This window comes from Teretinema zuelzerae, assembly GCF_021021555.1.
GTDB lineage: Bacteria > Spirochaetota > Spirochaetia > Treponematales > Treponemataceae > Teretinema > Teretinema zuelzerae.
This window is the reverse complement of sequence record NZ_JAINWA010000001.1, coordinates 1,293,722-1,314,725: the sequence shown is the minus strand read 5'-3', so window position 1 is coordinate 1,314,725 and position 21,004 is coordinate 1,293,722. Positions and strand designations below refer to the sequence as shown.

Below are 21,004 nucleotides of genomic sequence, written 5' to 3'. Positions count from 1 at the left end.
TTTTAAAAAAACCGGAGTCATCCTCTGCCTTGATAAACCTCTCCGTTCCCGGTAAAATGGGCGATATTCGAGAGGTAATCCACATGAAAATGTCCAGTCTGTTCATGCCTACGCTGCGGGAAGTACCCGCGGAGGCCGTTGTCGTCAGCCATCGTCTGCTTTTGCGGGCCGGCATGATCCGCAAACTTTCAAACGGACTGTTTACCTATCTCCCGTTGGGGCTGAAAAGCTTCCGCAAGGTGGAAAACATCGTCCGCGACGAGATGAACGCTGTCGGCGCGCTCGAGTTCAAGCCTTCAGTCGTGGTTCCCGGAGACATCTGGCGGGAATCCGGCCGCTGGGAAACCATGGGCCCGGGCATGCTCAGAATCAAAAACCGCGTCGATCAGGAGCTGGTAGTCAGCCCCACCGCCGAGGAAGCCTTCGTCGCCCTGCTCAGGAGCGAGATTTCTTCCTATAAACAGCTTCCTCTCTCCGTGTATCAGATCAACACCAAGTACCGCGACGAAATCCGCCCGCGCTACGGCCTCATGCGCGCCCGCGAGTTCACCATGAAGGACGCGTACTCCTTCCATACCGACGACAAGAGTCTGGACGATACCTATCAGGACATGGGCAAGGCGTATCGCCGCATTTTCCGCCGGGTCGGCCTTTCCGTCATTCCGGTGCGCGCTGATTCAGGCGCCATGGGCGGAACGGGCAGCGAAGAGTTCATGGTGGAAAGCGAAGTAGGCGACAACAACCTGATTCTCTGCCCCAAGTGCGGATACGCCGCGAACGACGAAAAAGCCGCGTGCGCTCCCGATCCGACGACCGAAGGACCCGGCTCCGCGAAAACCGATTCTCCCTACGCCGCCATCGAAACCCCGAAGGTCAGAACCATCGACGAGCTCTGCGCCTTCCTCCATACGAGCCCCCGCGCCTTCATTAAAACCCTTATTTATAAGGCGGTGAACGTAGAGCTCGATCTTGCCGGGCTTCCCGGCTGCGCGTCGCTTGAACGGAAGAAACCCGAGAATTCGCCGGCCTATTATCCGGTCGCGTTTTTCGCGGTGTGCATCCGCGGCGACCTCGACGTAAACGAGGTAAAGCTCGCGGCGAACCTCAAGGCCAGCGAGGTCGAGCTTGCGAGCGACGCCGACGTAGAGCGTCTTACCGGCGCTCCGGTCGGCTTTGCCGGTCCCGTGGGCTTCGCTTCCGCTCCCGTCCTGGCTGACGACTCGGTCATGGCGATGCACGACTCGGTGACCGGCGCCCTGAAGGCCGATTTGCACTTCGAACACGTCGAGCCCGGCCGCGATTTCTCCCCCTGGATGACCGCGGACGTGCGCACCGTCGTCGCGGGAGACCGCTGCGCGAATTGCGGCGCCGAATACTACAGCAAAAAGGGCAACGAGCTCGGCCATATTTTCAAGCTCGGCTACAAATACACCAAGAGCATGGGAATGTTCTACCTCGATGAAAACGGCAAACAGCAGATGCCGACGATGGGCTGCTACGGAATCGGCGTGGATCGCACGCTCGCTTCGATCATCGAAGAACACAACGACGAAGACGGCATCGTGTGGCCGATGTCCGTCGCTCCCTTCCACGCGGTCGTCGTGCCCATCAAATACGAAGGCGCCATGAAGGACGCGGCCGACAAGCTCTACTCGGAGCTCGCCGCGGCCGGAATAGAGGTGTTGCTCGACGACCGCGCCGAGCGGCCCGGCGTTAAATTCAAGGATATGGATCTTATCGGCATTCCCGTCCGCATCGTGGTGGGCGACAAGAATCTTCCGAACGTGGAAGTGAAGCTCCGCAAGGCCGGCGACGCGGTGCTTGTGCCCCTCTCCGAAGCCGCCGCCTCAGTCGCGAAGACTGTCCGCGAAGAACTCTCAGCCCTGTCGGGAGAAAATTGATGCAGAACCGCGGACGGCCCGCTCAGTCTTTAACAACGCGCTTCCGCCGTCCGGCCTTTTTCGCCGCAGCGCTGATGTCTCTGTCGCTTCACGCGGCCCTGTCCGCCGCCGAAAGCGCCGCCGTGTTTTCCCGGTATCCCGAGCCCCGCTCAGGCGAGTACGTCGTGTACCGGGATTACTCGTGGAAAAATCCGACCTGGACCGGTTTTCTCTGCTACGACGATTCGACCTGGGGAGCTTTCACCTATACGCCCGCCCTTAAATCCCGCGTTTCCGTGCTGTTCCGCACCGAGGAAGCCGACGGCCGCCTCGTATTGACCGGCCAGCAAATTATTTCGGAGATAACCGGGCAGGACGTTCCGATGGTCAACTATCTGATGGCCCTCCTTCCCGACGCGTACGGCTGGCGGAACGATCTATCGTCGTCTCCCGCTGTCCGCGTGATGTCCTCGTCCGGCCGCTCCCTGCTCCCTCCTCCGCTGTCGTTCCCGAAATCGCTTGAGTCCTTCGGCGGATCGGTTTCCCTGATCTTCGCTCCCGAGATTCCCCTCTTCAATCTCCGCTCTCTCGATTCGGCAGACGGCGGAAAAGTGCTGGAACTGTACAAGGCCGGCAGATTGGGACAGGCCGGCGACGCCGAGTTTTTCTCCCTTGTTCCGGCAGAAGGCGATTCCGACGCATCCGGCAACTCCCGGAATGCCGGAAACCGGACCGCTTCGGATTCGTCCTTGCTGAAAATCGCAAAATCCGCCGCCGAAGCGCGCACCGTAGACGGAGTGACTCTCCGTCTGGACGGGAACTGGACGATGATGGCGGACAACGCTTTTTTTCTGGGGAACTCCGCCGTCCTTCTGATCGACACCTTCGATATCGCCGAAGCGGGTTTTCCCGCAGACGAGCTTCCTCTGTCCCTGGTACGCTTTTTCGGCCTGTCCGGGGCCTCGACGCGGGTGCTCCCCGGCTCGATGCGCGTATCCGGCTCCTCGAAGCGCTTCAGGATCGAGCATGAGGTCGACGATCTTGAAACCGGCTCACGCAACAGGGATGTCAAGGAATGCATCGTGTCCGCTGACGGAAAAAAGTGCACGGTCGTGAGTCTGTCCGCCCCGAAAGCGGTGTGGAACGCGAACGAAGCGTATTTCAAGTCTCTTTTTTAACCGGAATTTGTGCCTGAAATCCTCTTTTTTGATATGATGCGTATATGAGCGCAAAGAAAAAGACCGGAACCGTATCTTTTCAATGTTCTTCCTGCGGATACTCACAGCCGCGCTGGCTCGGGCGCTGTCCCGACTGCGGAGAATGGAACACCTTTGTCGAGGTGATTCTTCAGGACGCGTCGATCGGCCCCGGTTCGATCATGAACGGCGCCGTGCGCTCATCCGCGGCGGGCGCAGGAACTTCCGGGACCTCTTTCATGTCCCGGCCGATTCCCCTTTCAGCGGTTGAAACCCGGGAAACAGCGAGATTGTGCTCCGGCATCGGCGAGCTCGACCGCGTGCTTGGGGGCGGGGCCATGAAGCGTTCCGCGATACTCGTCGGCGGAGAGCCGGGAATCGGAAAATCAACCCTTCTGTTGCAGGCCGCCGCTTCGGCCCAAACTGCCGGACGTATTTTATACGTTTCCGGCGAAGAATCCGCCGGGCAAATTCGGTCGAGAGCCGACCGCCTTGGACTTCCCTTGGACCGCATCGAAATCTTGTGCACCGGAAGGCTCGAGGACATCGCGCGTGCTCTTGAAGAAGTCTCTCCCGTCTTCGTCATCGTCGACTCCATACAAACCGTCTGGTCCCCGGAAGCGGGTTCGATTCCCGGCACCGTCAATCAGCTGAAGCTCTGCGCGCACGAGCTGGTATGCTGGGTCAAGGAGCGCGACGCGGTTCTCTTTCTGGTCGCCCACGTTACCAAGGACGGCACGATAGCCGGTCCCAAGGCCCTGGAACATCTGGTCGATACGGTGATTTCCTTCGAACGCAACGACGAGGACGTGCGATTCCTTCGCGCTCATAAAAACCGGTTCGGCTCGGTGGACGAGCTGGGAATTTTCCAGATGACGGGGCAGGGCCTTGCCGCCGTCGAAGATCCCTCGAGCCTGTTCATCGTGCGGAGAACCGGGGAGCTTCCGCCGGGAGTGGCAGTCGTGCCGGTTTTCGAGGGGAGCCGGGCCTTTCTCGTGGAAATTCAGGCGCTTACCGTTCCGTCGAAAAGCTCGATGACTCGCGTCTATTCCGACAGGATCGACGCGGCGAGGGTCAGCCGGATCGCGGCCGTTCTGGAAAAGAGGGTAGGGCTTCGATTCTCCGACCAGGATATTTACGTCAACGTGGCCGGCGGCGTCCGCCTTACCGAGAGCGCCATCGATCTCGCCCTTGCGCTCGCCCTCTATTCTGCCCGCACCGATATGAGCCCTCCGCAAAACGTCGCCAGCATCGGAGAACTCAGCCTCGCGGGCGAAGTCCGCCCCGTCGGAAGGCTCAAAGCCCGCATCCGCGCCGCAACCGGCCTCGGCTTCTCCACCGTTCTCGCCCCCGAAAAAATCGACGGCTCTGTCGCCGTCCGCACCATCAAGGAAGCCCTTTCGGCGATATTCAAGAAGTAAGAGGGTCGGCAGGCTGGCACTGTGTGCGCTCGCCTGTGACCGTGTGCGCTGGCTGTGACCGTGTGCGCTGGCTGTGACCGTGTGCGCTGCTGTGACCGTGAGCGCAGGCTGTGACCGTGTGCGCGCTGGCTGTGACCGTGTGCGCTCTCCTGTGACCGTGTGCGCTCGCCTGATACCGTGTGCGCTGGCCTGTGACCGTGAGCGCTGCTGTGACCGTGAGCGCTGGCCTGAGACCGTGAGCGCGCCGGCGGATACCGTGAGCGCTGGCCTGTGACCGTGAGCGCTGGCCTGTGACCGTGAGCGCTGCTGTGACCGTGTACGCGCTGGCTGATACCGTGTGCGCTCGCCTGATACCGTGTGCGCTGCTGTGACCGTGTGCGCTGCTGTGACCGTGTGCGCTGCTGTGACCGTGTGCGCTGCTGTGACCGTGTGCGCTCGCCTGTGACCGTGAAGGCTGGCGGATACTGTGAGTGCTGGCGGATACTGTGAGTGCTGGCAGATACCGTGTGCGCTGGCTGTGACCGTGAGCGCTCGCCTGTGACCGTGAGCGCTCCATAAAATGGTGAAATTGAGAAAATAATGTTTGCGGAAACATTCCATCGGGTGTATACTGCCGATATGTTTGCGGAAACATTTATTTCGTATCGCAAAGACGAGTCCTCTGACCGAATCCCCGGAGGTGCCGGATACGCCGCTGTTCGCCGGGCGGCAATGTGCTGCATCGGTTGCATGGTGCTCGCCGGCTGTTCCGGTTTGTTCGGGGGAAAGATGAAAACAGCCGAAGCCTGGGTCACCTCGGCAGACGGATCGTCCCTTCTCCGTTCGACAGGAAAGTTGCAGAAAGTCGACGGATCTCTCCGAAAAAGCGGCTCGCTCCCCGCCGTCAACGCGTCGTTGAATCCCCGCGAGAAATTCCAAACGATCGACGGGTTCGGCGCCTCGATGACCGAATCGTCGGCCTGGTGCATTGCGTCCTTGCCGCAGGAAGAACGAGACGTGCTGATGAGGCGTCTTTTTGATCCTGTCGAGGGCCTCGGCCTTTCCTTTCTTCGGCAGCCGATGGGATCGCCCGATTTCGCGCTTTCAACCTATTCATACGACGATATCCCTCCCGGCCAGACAGATTTCGCTCTGGAACGCTTTACGATAGACCGCGACAGAGTGTGGATTCTTCCCCTTTTAAAACAGGCGAAGGAAATCAACCCTGCTCTGAAAATCATGGCGTCTCCCTGGAGTCCTCCTGCATGGATGAAAACCGGCGGCACGATGCTCGGCGCTTCCGGCGGACGACTTCGCGAAGACTGCTATCAAGCGTACGCCGACTACTTCACGGCGTTCATTCGGGCCTACGAGGCGGAAGGCCTTCCTGTTTACGCGGTGACGAGCCAGAACGAGGTGAATTACGCTCCGCCCCTCTATGCGGGAATGCTGATGTCGCCGCGGGAAGAAGCCGTATTCGTCGGCCGGTATCTGGGCCCGACTCTGGAGAAAGCAGGGCTCGATGCGAAGATTTTCTGCTACGACCACAACTGGGACCATCCCGAGATGGCGGCAGCGGTCCTCTCAGATCCTGAAGCCTCCAAGTGGCTCGCGGGTTCGGCCTGGCACCACTACGCCGGCGAGCCGGGGATCATGTCGCGCATCAAGGAACAATTTCCTTCCAAGGACGTCTGGTTTACGGAAGGCGGGTCCGGCAGATGGATAGGGAAGGGCACGTTTTCGGGAAACTTCCGGGAAGGCATGTCCATGGCCGTATCGATCATGCAGAACCAGGCGCGATCCCTGGTTCTCTGGAATATCGCCCTGGACGGAAACAACGGGCCTATCGTGTTTCCCAACACGGCGAATTACGGATTGGTCCGCATCGACGTCGATCCCGCGACCGGCAAAGGCTCTCTTTCTCAAACCGAACGTGCCTCGCTATACGTGCTTTCGCATTTTTCCAAATTTATTTCTCCGGGCTCCAGGCGGATCGGCATGACGATCGACGGCTCGGACCTTCCCGGCGTCGCCTTCCGCAATCCGGACGGATCCTCCGCTGCTGTTTTCTGGAATCCGTACTTTTCCGATTTGTCTATCCGCGCGGGCATCGGAGCCGATCAGTGGATCGTTCCGATTCCGTCTCATTCTGCCGTCACGGTCGTATTCGATCGATAGTCCGGCGCTATTGCGCTGTTCTTGGGTCCTGCGCAGCGTCGCCATGAGCGATGCATGCGCGAACAATATAGAAGGAACTGAATCTTGAAGGAGGATTGTATGAAAAAAAGAACAGGAATTGTTCTGGCGGCTGCGGCGACTATGATCGCGGCACTCATGTCTTTTTCCTGCGCGAAGTCCGCTCCCGCGGCGAAGAAAACGCAGGTTCGCTGGTTCGTGGGTCTTGGAGCCGGTTCGGACGAACCGACGTTCGCGCCGCAAAAAGCGGTGGTGGATAAATTCAACGCGTCTCAAAACGAGATCGAGCTGGTGCTGGAAATCGTAGACAACAGCCAGGCGTACAACACCCTGGCCACCCAGATTTCCGGCGGAAACGCTCCGGACATCGTCGGACCGGTCGGCATCCGCGGCCGCGACAGCTTCAAGGGAACCTGGCTCGACCTTGCTCCTCTTGTAGAAAAAACAAAGTACGATCTGACCCAGTTCGACAACTCCATGGTCGAATTCTACCGCGACAAGAACGAGGGCCTCGTCGGGCTTCCCTTCGCGATCTACCCCTCGTTCATGTACGTGAACAAGGAGCTTTTCGCGGAAGCGGGAATTCCCCTGCCTCCGAAGAAATACGGCGAGCAGTACGTGGACGAAAACGGCAAGAAATGGCCGTGGAACTACGACACCGTCAAAATGCTCGCCCGCAAGCTTTCCGTCGACTCCAAGGGCCGCGACTCCACGGAAGCGGATTTCGACAGCGCGAGCATGGTTCAGTGGGGCTTCGGCCAGCAGTGGGGCGACGCCCGCTCCTGGGGAACCCTCTTCGGACCCGGCAGCTTCACAGACGCCTCCGGCAAGGCCCAGATCCCCGCGAACTGGCTTGCAGCGTGGAACTGGATCTACGACGGCATGTGGAAGGATAACTTCATCCCGAACGGACCCTATGGTTCCAGCGACATCCTAGGCGGCGGAGACTGGTTCGCTTCCGGCAAGATCGCGATGGACCACAGCCATCTCTGGTACGCCGGCTTTGCCCAGATCAAATTCGACTGGGACATTTATCCCATGCCTGAATGGAACGGAAAAACCACCGCGAAAATGCACGCCGACACCTTCGTGATCACCAAGCAGTCGAAGAATCCCGACGCCGCGTTCAAGGTTCTCTCCTGGCTTCTGGGCGAAGGCTCGTCCGACCTCCTCAAGATTTACGGAGGAATGCCCGCGCGCAAGAACCTGCAGGAAGGCTTCCTTTCCGAGTTTTTCGCGACGAAGTTCCCTTCCGCTTCTATCGACGCTTCCATCGTCGTGGACAGCATCGCCTACGCCGACAATCCCAACCATGAAGGCTGGATGCCCAGCTTCCAGGAAACGACGACCCGCTATTCCGATTTCTGGAACGTCCTGACCAACGAACCATCCATTTCCGTAAACGCGGAAGCGGACAAGCTCAAGGCCGATCTTGAAAAGATTTTCGCAGCGGCAAAATAAGGTTTTTTAGTCCCGGGCCGGCCGTCCGATCTCTCCTCCGGCGGCCGGCCTTTTTATTCCACTCTGCCGAAGGATTTTGTATGAGACGTATTTTGGGTCTTCCGTTGAAAAGGGAACAATTGTGGGGCTTGATGTTCATCGCCCCCTGGCTTGCCGGATTTTTGATTTTTTATCTTGTGCCGATGGCCGCTTCCTTTCTGTTTTCGTTCATGGATTTCAATCTGATTCAGCCGGAGAACAACCGTTTCGTCGGCTTGAAGAACTGGGTTCGAGCCCTGTCGGAAGATCCGCAGGTTCTCGCGTCGATCGGGAGGATCCTGCAGTATACCCTGATATCCCTCCCCATCAGCTTCGGCTTTTCCCTGGTGGTCGCGATTCTTCTGAATAACCGGCTTCTGCTGGGAACCAAATTATTCCGGGTTTTGTTTTACCTTCCCACCATGGTGCCGCTCGTATCCACCGTACTCATCTGGAACGGCGTTCTCAACGAACATGTCGGCTGGATAAATCTGTCGATCAAGCATTTGACCGGCCTCGAGGTTACCGGAGTCGACGGCATCCGCTGGCTCGCGAACACGCGCCTTATTTATATCTCCTATACGATGATAGGCCTCTGGGGCTGCGGAAACACGATATTGATTTTCCTCGCCGGCCTTCAGGGCATTCCGACCGAACTATACGAGGCGGCCCTCATCGACGGCGCAAACGGCCCCCGCCGCCTCTTCGCCATTACGATACCGATGATGACCCCCGTGCTGTTCTACAACCTCATCACCGGCATCGTCGGCCTTATGCAGTATTTTCTCATTCCCTTCGTCATCAACCAGGGAAGCGGTTTTCCTAACGGCATGACCAACTTCCCCATGGTGTATTTCTACCGCCAATCCTTTTCCTATTTCAACATGGGCTACGGAGCCGTCATCGCCTGGCTCATCTTCGCCCTGGGCCTCTTCTTTACACTGGTGCTCTTCGGAACATCGAACCGATGGGTGTATTACGCCGGGGGGAAAGACTGATCATGAAAAACCAAACAACGCAGCGAACCTTCATCACCATTTTAAGCGTCTGCATTCTCGCGGTGTTTTTGATGCCCCTGGCCTACGGGGTTTCAATGTCTCTAAAAACGAAGGAGCAGATCGCGTCGCTGAGCCAGTCTCCGATACCTCGTTCCCCGAAGACGTTCTCATGGAAGGGCCGCGATTGCGACATTCTCCAGGTTCCGGCGGCTGACGGCACGCTCCGTGAGCTCGCTATCGTGGGCAAAGGCCGCGCTTCATCCGTCTTTATCGATCCAGAAAGCGTTGAATCGGGCGAAATAGAGTGGGAGGGCCAATGGCGCACCCTTGAGCCGGTATGGAAGCTCGACCCGCAATGGAAGAACTACCGGCGCGCCTGGGAAGCCGTGAAGTTCGTACGGCTGTTGAAAAACACGGCCCTTTACGCGATCGTCACCACGTTCGGAACCGTCCTGTCGTCCCTCCTGGTCGCCTACGGATTCGCGCGCTTCGCCTTTCCCGGAAAGAAGATCTTGTTCGTCGTACTGATTTCCACGATCATTCTGCCTTCGGCGGTGACCCTCATTCCGACGTACTCGATGTTTTTCCGTCTCGGCTGGGTAGGAACCTGGCTCCCGCTCATGGTTCCGCCTTTTTTCGCCAACGCCTACAACGTGTTCCTGCTCAGGCAGTTCATCATGGGCATCCCCCGCGAGATGGACGAAGCCGCCCGCATCGACGGTGCCGGACCGTTGAGAACCCTGTTTTCAGTGATCCTTCCGCAGGCCGTTCCCGCGGTGATATCCGTTTCCCTCTTCCACTTTTTCTTTGCGTGGAACGACTTCTTCGGACCGCTGATCTACCTTGCCGGAAAGCCCGATCTTCAGCCGATAACCGTCGGGCTGTCCACCTTCAACAATATGTACACAACGGAAGGCCATCTCGTGCAGGCGGCGAGCCTCATCGCCTGCGTCGTGCCGTTCACGATCTTTTTCTTCGCGCAGAAGTTCTTCATGCAGGGAGTGGTCGTTACCGGAGTCGATAAATAGCGTGCAAGGCTTCGTCCGTTCAGCGCGGACGGGCGAGGCTTTCTCCGGGGATGAAGGGCACGGGGAATATTTCCTCGCGGCGGATGATTGTTCCGGTGATGATTTCGTCGATGAGAATCTCCGCCGCGCGCCGCCCCATCTCTACAAGAGGCTGGGCGTTCGTCGCCACGGAGGGATGCACGATGTGATTCTGTATGAATCCGTCGAAGCCTGCCACCGAGACGTCGCGGGGAACGGAAAGCCCGAGCGTTTCCAGTTCCCGCAAGACGGCAAGGGCCCGGATGTCGGTGGAGCAGAAAATCGCCGTCGGCCGGTCTTCCTCGGTCCGGAAGGCCCGGTTCGCGCTTGCCCTGATTTCTTCAATATCGTAGCTTGCGCGGAGCACCAGCTTTTCGTCCGCGTCCTTTCCGGACAGCTCTTTGATTGCCCTGCGGTAGCCGCGCTCGCGGTCCGCGATGTTTTCGTTGCGGTGCTCCTTCGACAGTCCGTGAAACGCTATCCGCCTGTGGCCGAGCTCCCATATTCTGCGGGTCGTCTCGTAGGCGGCCGTTTCGTTGTCCGTGTCGATCCAGGAAAGGAATGATTCGGCCGGGCGGTCTCCGATCACCACGCAGGGAATTTTTCTGTCCCGGATTTCATCGCTCAGTTCCGGGGTGAGAGACCGCAGCCCGACGTAGATCATCCCGTCGGCCTTTTTCTGCCGGTACGGCCTGAGGTAGTCGAATCCGGGATCGTTCTCGGAAAGCGGCGACAAGAGAATGTCGTAGCCCTTGTCCCTGCAGGTGTCCTGTATTCCCCGCAGCACGCTCATCAGATAGGTGTTTTCCATGCCGTCCCCGAAGCGGGCCGGGGTCATGACGCCGATGGTGCTGCTTTTTCCCGAATTCAGGGCCTTTCCCGCGAAGCTCGGCTCGTAGCCGAGCGTTCGTATCGCCTCTTCCACCCGCCGGCGGGTTTCTTCCTTCACGTTCCCTTCGTTGTTTACGACGCGCGATACGGTGATAAAAGAAACTCCTGCAAGTTCCGCGACTTCCTTTTGGGTTGCCATCGGTAATCCTCCTGGGCGGGTTTTCGGCTTTGTAGCATCAGCCTATCAATAGAGTCTGGATGCCCCTCGGCGGGCAGCGGAAAGCCTTGTCTTCGCTCAGTTGCGGGCACTCCAGGGTATAAATCATATCAGCCTCGGTACGGTTGCACAATACGAGTGCGATCGTGCCGTCGGGGTTGCGGAAGGCGCAGGATTCCATCGTGTTTCCCATCCGGCCGTCCACGGTTGCCGGCGTCATCCACGAATCCATCGCGCAATCTATGCGGACCGCGCCGGGCTTGATGAATCTGCTGAAGTGCCCCAGATAATACCAGCTGCTCTGATAGAGAACCGTTTTGTTTTCCGTGTCTACGAGTACGGGCGCATCGCAGAAATTGCCCACGTGATTGGGTCCGCCTTCCATGTCGAGCGCGATGTTCCAGTCTATCCATCCGGTGCAGCCTGAGTTGAGATCGTTGATGATGTTGTGCGCATAGCGCTCTCCCGGGAACCAGGCGCCCGGACGGGCTCCGCCTTCGACGCAGCCTTCGGTGAACAGCAGCTTTTTTCCCGGCCAGGTTAGCGAAGTTTTCCGCACCGTATCGTACTGGTCTCCCGAATACCAGTGGAAGGCTGCCCCGCCGATGTACTCATCCGCCCCCGGAACGCTCATTGTTTCCTTCATCCGGTCGAACAGGCGGTCCCGGTTATGATCCCAAACCAGGATCGGAAGGTCCTGGTATCCCGCCTTTTCCAGCGCCGGACCGAGATTGTTCACGGCGAACTCCGCCTCCTCCGTTCCCGTCCACCGGCATGAGTCCCAGGTTTGAGTCGCTTCCGGCTCGTTTTGCACGCTCATGCACCATACCGGAACGTTCCGCGCCTTCAGTTCGTCGATGAAACGGACGATGTACGCTGCCCACAGCGGATAGTATTTTTTCAGGAGGGCTCCGCCGTGGTTCATGTCGTTGTTGTCCTTCATCCACGCGGGCGGACTCCAGGGCGTGAGCATGAGTTTGAGGCTTCCTCCTGCATGGGCGATAGCCCGTTTGATCAGGGGAAGCTGCCGCTGTTCGACCTTTTCCATCGAAAACGACTCCAGTGTTTCGTCTGTTTGTTCGACGCAGGCCCAGTTCTCGAGCGAGAAATCGCAGCTGTTGATGTGCGTCCGCGCGAGCGTCCATCCGTGCCCCGCAACGGGATCGAAGAACGAGGCTATCACTTCCTCCCGTTTTTCTTCCGGAAGGGCGGAGAGCACATAGGCCGAGGCCTCCGTCAGCGCGCCTCCGAATCCCTCGACCGTCTGGTAGGTTCTGTTCGGGTCTATTTTAACGACGCAGGAAAGATGCTTCGGCGAAGACGCCTCCCGTTCTGCCGGATTGAGCTGTGACAGCCGTGATGCTGAATCTTTCGCGGTTTCATGAATATTCACTAGTTTCACTTGATTCTCCTGTTAAAAACTAAAATGTTTACGCAAACAATTATAGCAGGCAGGATGAAAAGGCACAAGCGAATGATGAAAAAAGGCTGAAAACGAAGGGAGTTTCCTTTGAAGCAGGAGCCTCCCTTCTCGGAGGGCTTTATTTAACGAGGGTGCCGATGAGGGCCGGAACCGCGATGAAGTTTCCGATCGCTCCGCCGAGGCTTGAAAGGAAAAACACGAGAAGCACATGCGAGATTCTGTTCCGGTAAAAGCCTTTCACGCTTCCCGCGTCGGTTGCGAGGGTTTCCATGTCGACCACCCGCGGTTTCCGCGCCCAGGCTTGAGCGAGGCCGGAGAACAGGCCGACTCCCACGAAGGGGTTTATCGTCGCTACGGGCGCGGCGACGAAGGCGGTGATTACCGCGGCAGGGTGTCCGAACGCCAAAATCGTGCCGACCGCAGCGAGCGATCCGTTCCACAGCAGCCATCGCACGAGCATGTCCAGGCTCGCCGCGGTTCCTCCGGTGAAGAATCCCGCTCCCAAAAGGGCGATTATGAGCGCGGGAATCGCGAGCCCTCCGAGCTTCGATGCGAGGGTTTTCGGCGGGAGCGACGAAATATCGGACGCGTCGGACGAGATTTTCCCGGATGCTATGTCCCGGAGAGCCTGTTCCGTTCCCGGAAGGTGTCCCGCGCCCAGAATGGAGACCGAGCAAGTTCCGGGAGCTTCCCAGATATGAGAGGCGAGGTAGCGGTCGCGTTCGTCGATCAGGACTTCCTTTACCGTCGGAAGGTAGGCGGCCAGTTCGCTCATCATCGCGTCCATCGCGCCCTGTTCCTTCAGTCCTTCAATATCTTCCTCGGAAATGTTTTCGTCGGAAAACGCGCTGGAAACAAGGGTCGCCAGCAGCTTCGATTTTCCGATGAATCCGTTCTTGGCCCAGGCGCGCTGGAGGGTTATCTGGATCGGCCGGTCTACGAGAGAGGTCGGAATGGACAGCTCTCCGGCGACCTTCAGCGATTCCTTCATTTCGTCTCCCGGCTTCACGCCGATTTCCGAGCCCATTTTTTTCTGGAAAGACGATAGGACGAGGTTCGCGAGCAGAAGGAAGCCCTTGCCGTCGCGAAGCACCTTCGAAATGTCCAGCTCCTGCCACCCCTTTTCGTTCTGCAGGGCCTGCAGCCGGCCTTCGTCGAGTTCGACGCATACGCGGTCCGGATGTTCTCCGCGGATGACCGCCGCGGCTTCCTCCATGCTTTCCCGGGAAACGTGGGCGGTGCCCACCAAGATGAATTTTCGTCCGTTAAGTTCAATTTCCCTGACTGTCTGTTTCATTTTCGCTCCTGTACTCCGCCGCAGCATTCGTTATGTCCAAAAGGAGCCGCTCCGCTCCGGGATATTTATTCGGTTTGATGAATCCGCCCGCCATGTGGGGGTGTCCTCCGCCGGTGCCTTTTCCGGAAAGCACCCGCCTGATTATTTCGCCCGCGTCGATGTCGTGGCTCCTGCTTCTGGCGGAAAGCCGGTATTCTCCGCCCGATACTTCTATAACAGTGACGAACTGGATTTCCTTGAGGCGCAGCAGAAAATCCGCCAGCACGGACAGAAGCTCGCTCGAGTAGTCGCCGTGGACCTCCGTGAGCAGGAACACGCCGTTTACGCGGAATTCCATGAGCGCCCGCCCGATTTCAGGCAGCTGTTCCAGGCTGAGCGCGGTGCGGACGACTTCTCGCGCAAGCTTGCTGTTTCCCTTGAAGAAAAGATCATAGTGCGCGTTAAGGTCCTCGGCGCTCACCCGGCGCGAAAGAAAATCGGTGTCGAGCTGGATGCCGGCCAGGAGGGCCGTTGCCGTCGTCTTGTCGGGCTCTTCCCCCGCCTCTTTCCAGTACGACCAGATTATCGCGCTGCACGAACCCGTCTGCGTGCGCACGTCGACGAAGGGGCACTTCATCGGTTTCCTCGAAGGGTGGTGGTCTATGACGCCTACGAGCCTTCCCGCCGTAGCCTTGATCGTTCCGGCGGCCGGCGAGCCGTCGACTACGATGGTCTGGCGTTCAGGACCGCTCACCGCATCCTCGAAAGCAAGCAGGGGGATGTCCAGCTGATCGATCATCGAGGCGAGGGAAATGCTCTGTATCATTCCCCCGTAGGTTATGGAGCACTCGTAGCCGAGCCGGAGCAGCAGTTCGCACAGGGCGTACGCGGCTCCCATCGCGTCGTGATCGGGAAAATCATGGGTTTGAACCAAAACGGGAATCTTGGAATCAAGGGCCGCGCGCAGCTGTTCGAGAGGCCTTTCCATCTCCGTAGCCTCAGCCTTGAACGGACAGGGAACTGTTCGTATCAGCTGCGCTTTCGAGCCTCTTGAGCTCCCACTGGCTCAGGCGGAATTCGAAGAAGTTGGGAGCCGGGAGGGAAACGATTTCTATGAAATATTTCTGCGCTATCGATTTGTTTTGGAAGAGGTCGTAATACATGGCCGAATAGAACAGCATCCGGTTTCTCGTGTTGAGGTTCTTTTCCTTCATGATTCTGTTCAGCACTTCCGAGTCTCCGGCCCGGTCGACGAAGAGCCTGCACAGAAAATATTCGGTGCTGTTTCTGTCGAGGGTGGTGATGTATTTGCCCATGAAATTTTTCGCTTCGTCTTCTTTTTCCTGGCGATAGGAGCAGAGCGTGGCCATGAGCGCGTAGGAAACGTTTTTCGGATTTCCCTCGAGCGCGAGGAGGAAGGCCGCACGGGCCCCCGCGTAGTCTCCGCGTCCCCACAGGAGAATGCCCAGGCTTTCGGCCGCATAAAAGTACTGCGGATAGAGCTCCGTCACCTTCCGGTAGTCGGAGAGGGCTTCGTCTTCGTTGCCGAGATCGTCGTTCAGTCCCGCCCGGTATATATAGGGAAGATATTCGGCCGGCTTCAGTTCTATAGCGCGGGAGAAGGCGGTCCGCGCTTCCGCTTTTTTGGAGCCGGAAATGAGATAGGTTCCGTAATCGATCCAGTGTCCGTAGATGTCGGAGTCTATGTCGATCGCTTTTTCGATGTCGTCGATCGCTCCGGGGAGATCCATGGTTTCGGATTTCACCCGCGCCAGCTCGGCCCAGAGGATGCTGTCTTCGGGCGCTTTTTTCAGTGCCAGGTTCAGGGTGTCCCCTGCTTTCTCAAGGTCGGCCTGGATGTAGTAGACGCGGGCAAGGCCCAGCAGCGCGTCGGAATTCTGCGGATCCGAGGCGATTGCCTTCACCAGAAGATCCTTGGCCTTTTTATAGCTCTTCTTCCCCAACAGATCGAGGGCGAGGCCGGTCATCGCCTGGCTGTGATTCGGGTCGGCCTTGAGGACAGCCTCGAGATGGGCTGTTCTGCCCTTCATGTCTCCGGCGGCGGTCGCGATGACGGCGCGCGCGTACATCACGTCGGTATTCGAGGGCTGTTCGGTCGCGAGGGCTCCGGCAAGCTCTTCGGCTTCGGCAAGCTTTTCCGCGGAAATCATGATGGAGAGCTTCATCATTCTGAATTCGAAGGACGAAGCGTCCGCTTCGGGTACGTTCCGGAAGGAGGCGAGAGCTTCTTCGAACCGCTTCTCTTCGAGAAGCCTCTTCAGGTTTTCAGCGAACCCCGCGCGGGTGTACGCTTCAGCCGCTTGTTCCTGTTTCTCGCTTGCGGCCGGGCCGTCCCCGCGCGGGGCTTCCGGAGCTGTTTTACAGGAGACCGCGGCCAGGACTGCCGCCGCGGCGAATGCGAGAACGCATGTATGTGTGATCGTCCGGTTCGTCTTTTTCATGTATCCCTCGTTCAGCATTGATTTATCCGTGCGCTTTAAGCTACACTCAGGCAAATGATGAAGCATGTTCCCCGCAGGATTTTCGGTCTCACGGCGCTCTACCTTTGCATTATTCTCGGCATATTCGCGCTGCAGTTTACCTCGGGCGGTTCTTTTTCTTACACCCTCGGAAAGCTCCGCGTCTCCGGCACCGGCGTTCAGGGCGGCGACGGAAGCATTGTACCCGTTTTGCCCCTTCATGTATCCGCCAACGGCGTCGATTTTTTCCTCGACGATCAGAATCCCCTCGTGGTGTGGACTCCGGCAGGCAAGCAGCATTCGCTGGAAGCGACCGCGATAAAAAGAGACGACGACTCGTTTACGGTATTCTTCGCCGATTCAGTTTCTCTTTCGTTTGCGTCCGAAACCCGGGGCGATGTCGATATAATCAGCGTGTCCGCTTCCCTCACCCAAAAATACCAGAAAGCCGCCCTGCCGTACAAGATAATCAGAAGCGCGAAGCTTGAAAAAAACGATTCCCAGATTCTGGTAGCGAGCGGCCAGCATCGGTATTATTTCCCGGGCTTTCCGATCGACGCGATCGATCGCGCGGAAATCCGCCGGCTTAATCTCACCCGGGCTTCTCCGGTTGCCCTCTATAAGACCTGGATTCCCGTGAGGGGCCTCGTCATCGAGGAATTGGCCGGCATTCCGGCCGCGTCCGAGGCAGCCTATCGCAAGGCCCTCGAGCGGTTCGCCGCCGGTTCCCTCTCCTCGTTCCGGGACTCGATAACGGCCGGAAAGCTGACCGAGCCCCTCGTCGCTTCGTATATTGCCGAAATGGGCCGGACCGGCATGTACGCCGCCGGGCTCGAATCCGTTCCGGAATCCTACCGAAGCGGGCGGGCGAGGACATGGCAGACGAACACCTTCTTCAACAATCTGGAAAAAACGACCGCCGGCATGATTATTAAAGAGCGCGAAGACCGTTCGCTGTTATCCCGCAAGATTTCCGAAGGCGATCTCGGCTGTTTCGAGTTCCCTTCTCTGGTGCCCTATCTCGTTGACCGCGGAAGTTCCGTTCTGTTAACCGACCTGTCCAGGCTGGCCGTCGCGCTCGACGTATCCCGCCTGACTCCCCGCCAGGCCGCGGGACTTCTTGAAGTGTCGATGGATTACTCGGCGATTGCTTCAGCCGCCGAGAATCCGTTCAGCCCCCTCGTCGACGCGTGCGAACGCATCCTCAAGGACGCTCTGGTTCGCGTAGACGATCAGCTGTATGTAAGCCGGGACGGAACGGAGATCGATACGCTCCTGAGCATTCAGACCGCCAACATCCTGATCCGCTACGGCGCCTCGCTTTCATCGCGCTCCGCCTGGGCTTCGGCCGGGCGTCTGCTGGCGACCTCTCTTCTCGCCTTCGGCGGGGACAGAGCGGTATTGCCGGCAAAATTCGCCCTCGTAGCGGGAGAGGGAAACGGAGAGAAGTCCGGCATCGTCGCGAAGGCTGAGCAGCTTTTAGACCCGGCAGAAGTGTATCCGGCGGTTATGAGCGGCAACTCATGGTATCCGCACGCGCTGTCCCTGTCATCGTCGCTCGGCCCGGGAGTCTGGGCGTGGACGAGCGCCCAGTCGGTCAAGGCTGAAACCCGAACCGACGGATCTATCTCGTTCACGGTTCGCTTTCCTCAGGGCGATACGCATTACATGGTCGTCCGCGGCGTGAAGCCCTTCAACCGCATCCAGATTTACGGAATGGACTTCCGCACGGATCCCCGCTTCGAAAGCTATAATTCCTCGGGCTACCGCTATAACGAAGAGACGAGCACCCTGTATCTGAAAATGCGGCATAAGGCCGAGATTGAAGAAGTCGTGATATGGCCGGGCGCCGTTCTCAAGGAAGCTCCCGTTGAAAGCGCTTCCCCTGAAAACCCGTCGCCGGTGCCGATTCCCGAGGTTGAAGCCCTTCCTGCCGCTCCCGCCCAGTAGCCTGCGCGGCGCGTGCGGACAAGCGCTTTCGCCTTTTCCGGCTGAAAGCGCTACTCCGAGCGAAAGGGTTGTTCCGGCTGAATGCGCTATCCCGAGCGAAAACGCTATTCTGCGGCGGCAGAGCCTTCCGGCTCAGTTCTGGCCGGCGGCTTCCATCAGCTCGTCGATTTCCTCGAGCGAGTCGCATACGAGGCTCGCCGCGAAATAGAGCGCCATCGCGGTTTCAGTGGTGAGCGAACCCATCGGAATCGCGCCCTCCCGCCACATCCGCCTCGATGTTGAATACCCCGAAAAATCGACGACCCCTTCCTGCTGCGAGGTGCAGTAGAATCTGCATCCCCGCCGTCTTCCCTGGATCAGAAGCTGCTTCAGGGAATAGTCGCTGTCCTTCATGTTGCCCGTTCCCTTTTCGTACAATTCCAGGAAAAAGTGCGTCACTCCGGTTTCGGTGAGCGCGAGCAGCCTGTCCGCGCGCAAACCCGGGTATATTCTGGTTAGATGAAGCCTGTCGGCCGCTTCCGCAAGAAGCCTTCCCATGACGTACGGATCTGTTTCGCCCAGGCCGTTGAGGAATCCGGCGCCCCGGTGCTGGTCCTGCGAATTCCAGTTCGTAAAGCCGTAGAGGGCCGGCCGAAGGAATTTCAGATTGATGGGAGAGAGCACCCTGTCGCCGAAAACGACGTAGATTCCGCGCTCTTTTTCTCGTGCGAGCCGTATCGCCTTGTTCAGATTCAGCCTGGCCTCGTCGGGGGTCGCTCCCGGTTCGAGAACGGCCGGAGGCGTATTCGACGTGGTAAAGACGATGGGAACGGGAGAATCGGCGAAAAGCCAGTATATAAGGGGCGCGGTGTAGGCGAGGGTGTCGGTTCCGTGGGTGACCACTATGCCGTTCGCCGTTCCGGAGGCGATTTTCTGGGATATCGCGTGGACGAGCCTGGCCCAATCCATCGGTTGTATTTCTTCGCTGAGAAGGCGGTCCGGGGCGACCGGTTCGATGCTGATGTGTCCTGCCGTGAGTTCCGGCTCGATCATCGTCCGGAGTATTTTCGCGTCTCCTCCGATGATCTCTCCGTTATCGACGCTTCCGGTGATCGTTCCCCCCATCGCTAGAATGTACACCAGGCTGATTCGGAGTTCTTCCTTGAGAAGCGTCTTGACGATGCCCGGCTCCGCCAGACCTCGGGTTTTTTTCATGATCAGTCCGGTAAGGAACTCGAGCGGAGCCATGTCGCCGTCCCGGAGCCTGTTCGCTTCCAGCGGGTTGTCCGAAATGGTTTTCTGCACGATGAGCCTTAGCTGCGTCGTGTCGGAGATTTGAGTCCAGTCGTGCTCCTGCATGAGAATCGCGGGGTCCTTATCGGTTTCAAGGACGGCAAGGAGGATCTGTTTCGCCATTCTGCTGTTGATGGTGCGTTCGCGGTAGAGCGCGAGGATCGACGCGAATCTGCGCGGCGAAAGCGGCGAGTCCTGTATTTTTTTGCCAGTCTTGCGCAGCAGTCCCGTGATGTCGGACATCAGCCAGTGCGCCGCGTCCATCGGATCGGCTCCGGCCTTGATCGATTCCTCGTAGAAATCGGCCCGGGACTTTTCGTCGCAGATGAACTCTGCTCGCGTTCTCGCGATTCCCCATGCTTCGATCAAGCGATTCTGCCGTTCAGAGGGATGTTCGATGGCCGACGCGCGAAGCTCGGCGAGAAGGGCGGGCGGGCAAGCGAAGGACGGCTTTCCCTGGAGCGGCACTGTAGAGACGGCGGAAACGGATTCGCGGCTCTGATGGAATTCGGTCCTGTCCTGCCTCTCGTTCCAGATGCGGCTTTCGGACTCGACCGTTCCGCCGGAGATCAGGATCTCTTCCTGGCGGTGCAGCTCGGCGTTTATTGCCTTCCGGGCGAAGTTGAAGGAGTTGAGATTCCTGAGTTTAACGGTATAGTCGGGATTATTCGGATATCTGGCGAGGGAAACGTAGGCGTTGCATCTGATGACGCTTTCAGGCGGAACGCCTTTCAGGATTCCCATGTATTGAATCCGTCTGCGAAGTTCGGTGAGGAATATTTCGGTCTCTTCTCCCAGTTCGAACTCCGTTCCGGTGCGTATGCGGATGCTCGGAGCTCCGGCCTGGGAATAATCCATGCGGGTTTCCCCGTTCTGGTGCGTGAGCCTGCCGGCGTCCTCTTCGATTCTTACCTCCCGGATGCTGATGCGCTTTTTTCTCCGGTGAAACTCGATGTCCATCGCGCCGTCCGAGCCGATTTTCAGAGACGCGCCGGAGAGGCTGTATTCCGGCGGGAGCGACGGGCTCCCCTTGGGGCGCTCGTAGTCCGCTTTGTCGGCAAGTACGCAATCAAGGGCGTGGGCAAGGAGATACGCTCGCCGCGCAGTCTGGGAATTCACCGCCGGCAGCGCGCCTTCTTCCCGTCGGCAAACAGGGCAGCTCCCGGCGGAATTGCCGATATGGCATGAGCAGAAAGCCTTTTCCGTGGTGGAAAGCAGTATCCTGACTTCCAGAAAAACTTTTGACTGGTACATCGTTCGTCTCCCCATATTGAGGTTTTTTTCGCCTTGCAAGTATATAATTTTGCACTAAAATATGATACACTTGTAAATTGACGCAGCTATTAAAAAAGCGGAAGGA

Annotated in this window: 14 protein-coding genes; 8 read left to right on the top strand and 6 right to left on the bottom strand. The window is 58.4% G+C overall.

From position 1 onward, the window contains the following. Positions 1-83: 83 nt before the first annotated feature. The 7 genes from K7J14_RS05900 to K7J14_RS05870 all read left to right on the top strand — a co-directional run bounded on the left by K7J14_RS05900 (position 84) and on the right by K7J14_RS05870 (position 10,177). Positions 84-1,901 (top strand): proline--tRNA ligase, encoded by a 1,818-nt coding sequence (locus tag K7J14_RS05900; RefSeq protein WP_230754274.1) that lies wholly within the window; start codon positions 84-86, stop codon positions 1,899-1,901. Further along, entirely contained in the window at positions 1,901-3,058 is a 1,158-nt protein-coding gene (locus tag K7J14_RS05895; protein ID WP_230754272.1) for a hypothetical protein, read from the top strand. The genes K7J14_RS05900 and K7J14_RS05895 overlap by 1 nt, the downstream gene beginning before the upstream one ends. A 44-nt stretch (positions 3,059-3,102) precedes the next feature. After that, complete coding sequence (gene radA / locus K7J14_RS05890) at positions 3,103-4,497, top strand: DNA repair protein RadA (RefSeq protein ID WP_230754269.1); 1,395 nt, start codon at positions 3,103-3,105, stop codon at positions 4,495-4,497. Positions 4,498-5,115: 618 nt separating this feature from the next. Further along, complete coding sequence (locus K7J14_RS05885; RefSeq protein ID WP_230754267.1) at positions 5,116-6,654, top strand: glycoside hydrolase family 30 protein; 1,539 nt, start codon at positions 5,116-5,118, stop codon at positions 6,652-6,654. Positions 6,655-6,753: 99 nt separating this feature from the next. Next, the gene (locus K7J14_RS05880; RefSeq protein WP_230754266.1) at positions 6,754-8,133 is read left to right on the top strand and encodes an extracellular solute-binding protein; all 1,380 of its coding nucleotides are present in this window, start codon (positions 6,754-6,756) and stop codon (positions 8,131-8,133) included. Positions 8,134-8,213: 80 nt separating this feature from the next. Beyond that, a complete protein-coding gene (locus K7J14_RS05875; protein ID WP_230754264.1) occupies positions 8,214-9,149 on the top strand; it encodes a carbohydrate ABC transporter permease in 936 nt (311 codons plus the stop codon). Positions 9,150-9,151: 2 nt separating this feature from the next. Continuing rightward, positions 9,152-10,177, top strand: coding sequence for a carbohydrate ABC transporter permease (locus K7J14_RS05870; protein ID WP_230754262.1), 1,026 nt, complete (start codon positions 9,152-9,154; stop codon positions 10,175-10,177). Between the two features lie 19 nt (positions 10,178-10,196). Here the strand turns inward: K7J14_RS05870 and K7J14_RS05865 are convergent, their stop codons facing one another. The 5 genes from K7J14_RS05865 to K7J14_RS05845 form a co-directional block, all read right to left on the bottom strand. Then, a complete protein-coding gene (locus K7J14_RS05865) occupies positions 10,197-11,225 on the bottom strand; it encodes a LacI family DNA-binding transcriptional regulator (protein ID WP_230754260.1) in 1,029 nt (342 codons plus the stop codon). A 37-nt stretch (positions 11,226-11,262) separates the two neighbouring features. Then, positions 11,263-12,645 carry a glycoside hydrolase family 30 protein gene (locus K7J14_RS05860; RefSeq protein WP_230754258.1) on the bottom strand — a complete coding sequence of 461 codons (1,383 nt, stop codon included), beginning with the start codon at positions 12,643-12,645 and terminating at the stop codon, positions 11,263-11,265. Between the two features lie 139 nt (positions 12,646-12,784). Then, complete coding sequence (locus K7J14_RS05855; RefSeq protein WP_230754255.1) at positions 12,785-13,963, bottom strand: TraB/GumN family protein; 1,179 nt, start codon at positions 13,961-13,963, stop codon at positions 12,785-12,787. Further along, positions 13,938-14,930: a DHH family phosphoesterase gene (locus K7J14_RS05850; RefSeq protein WP_230754253.1), complete on the bottom strand. Its 993-nt coding sequence runs from the start codon at positions 14,928-14,930 to the stop codon at positions 13,938-13,940. Before K7J14_RS05850 ends, K7J14_RS05855 begins: the two co-directional genes overlap by 26 nt. Before the next feature lie 10 nt (positions 14,931-14,940). Beyond that, the gene (locus K7J14_RS05845) at positions 14,941-16,404 is read right to left on the bottom strand and encodes a tetratricopeptide repeat protein (RefSeq protein WP_230754251.1); all 1,464 of its coding nucleotides are present in this window, start codon (positions 16,402-16,404) and stop codon (positions 14,941-14,943) included. Between the two features lie 54 nt (positions 16,405-16,458). On the opposite strand from K7J14_RS05845, the gene K7J14_RS05840 reads away from it, so the two are divergent. Continuing rightward, entirely contained in the window at positions 16,459-18,372 is a 1,914-nt protein-coding gene (locus tag K7J14_RS05840) for a hypothetical protein (RefSeq protein WP_230754250.1), read from the top strand. 132 nt (positions 18,373-18,504) lie between these two features. Here the strand turns inward: K7J14_RS05840 and K7J14_RS05835 are convergent, their stop codons facing one another. Then, positions 18,505-20,898: an asparaginase domain-containing protein gene (locus K7J14_RS05835; RefSeq protein ID WP_230754249.1), complete on the bottom strand. Its 2,394-nt coding sequence runs from the start codon at positions 20,896-20,898 to the stop codon at positions 18,505-18,507. Positions 20,899-21,004: the final 106 nt, after the last annotated feature.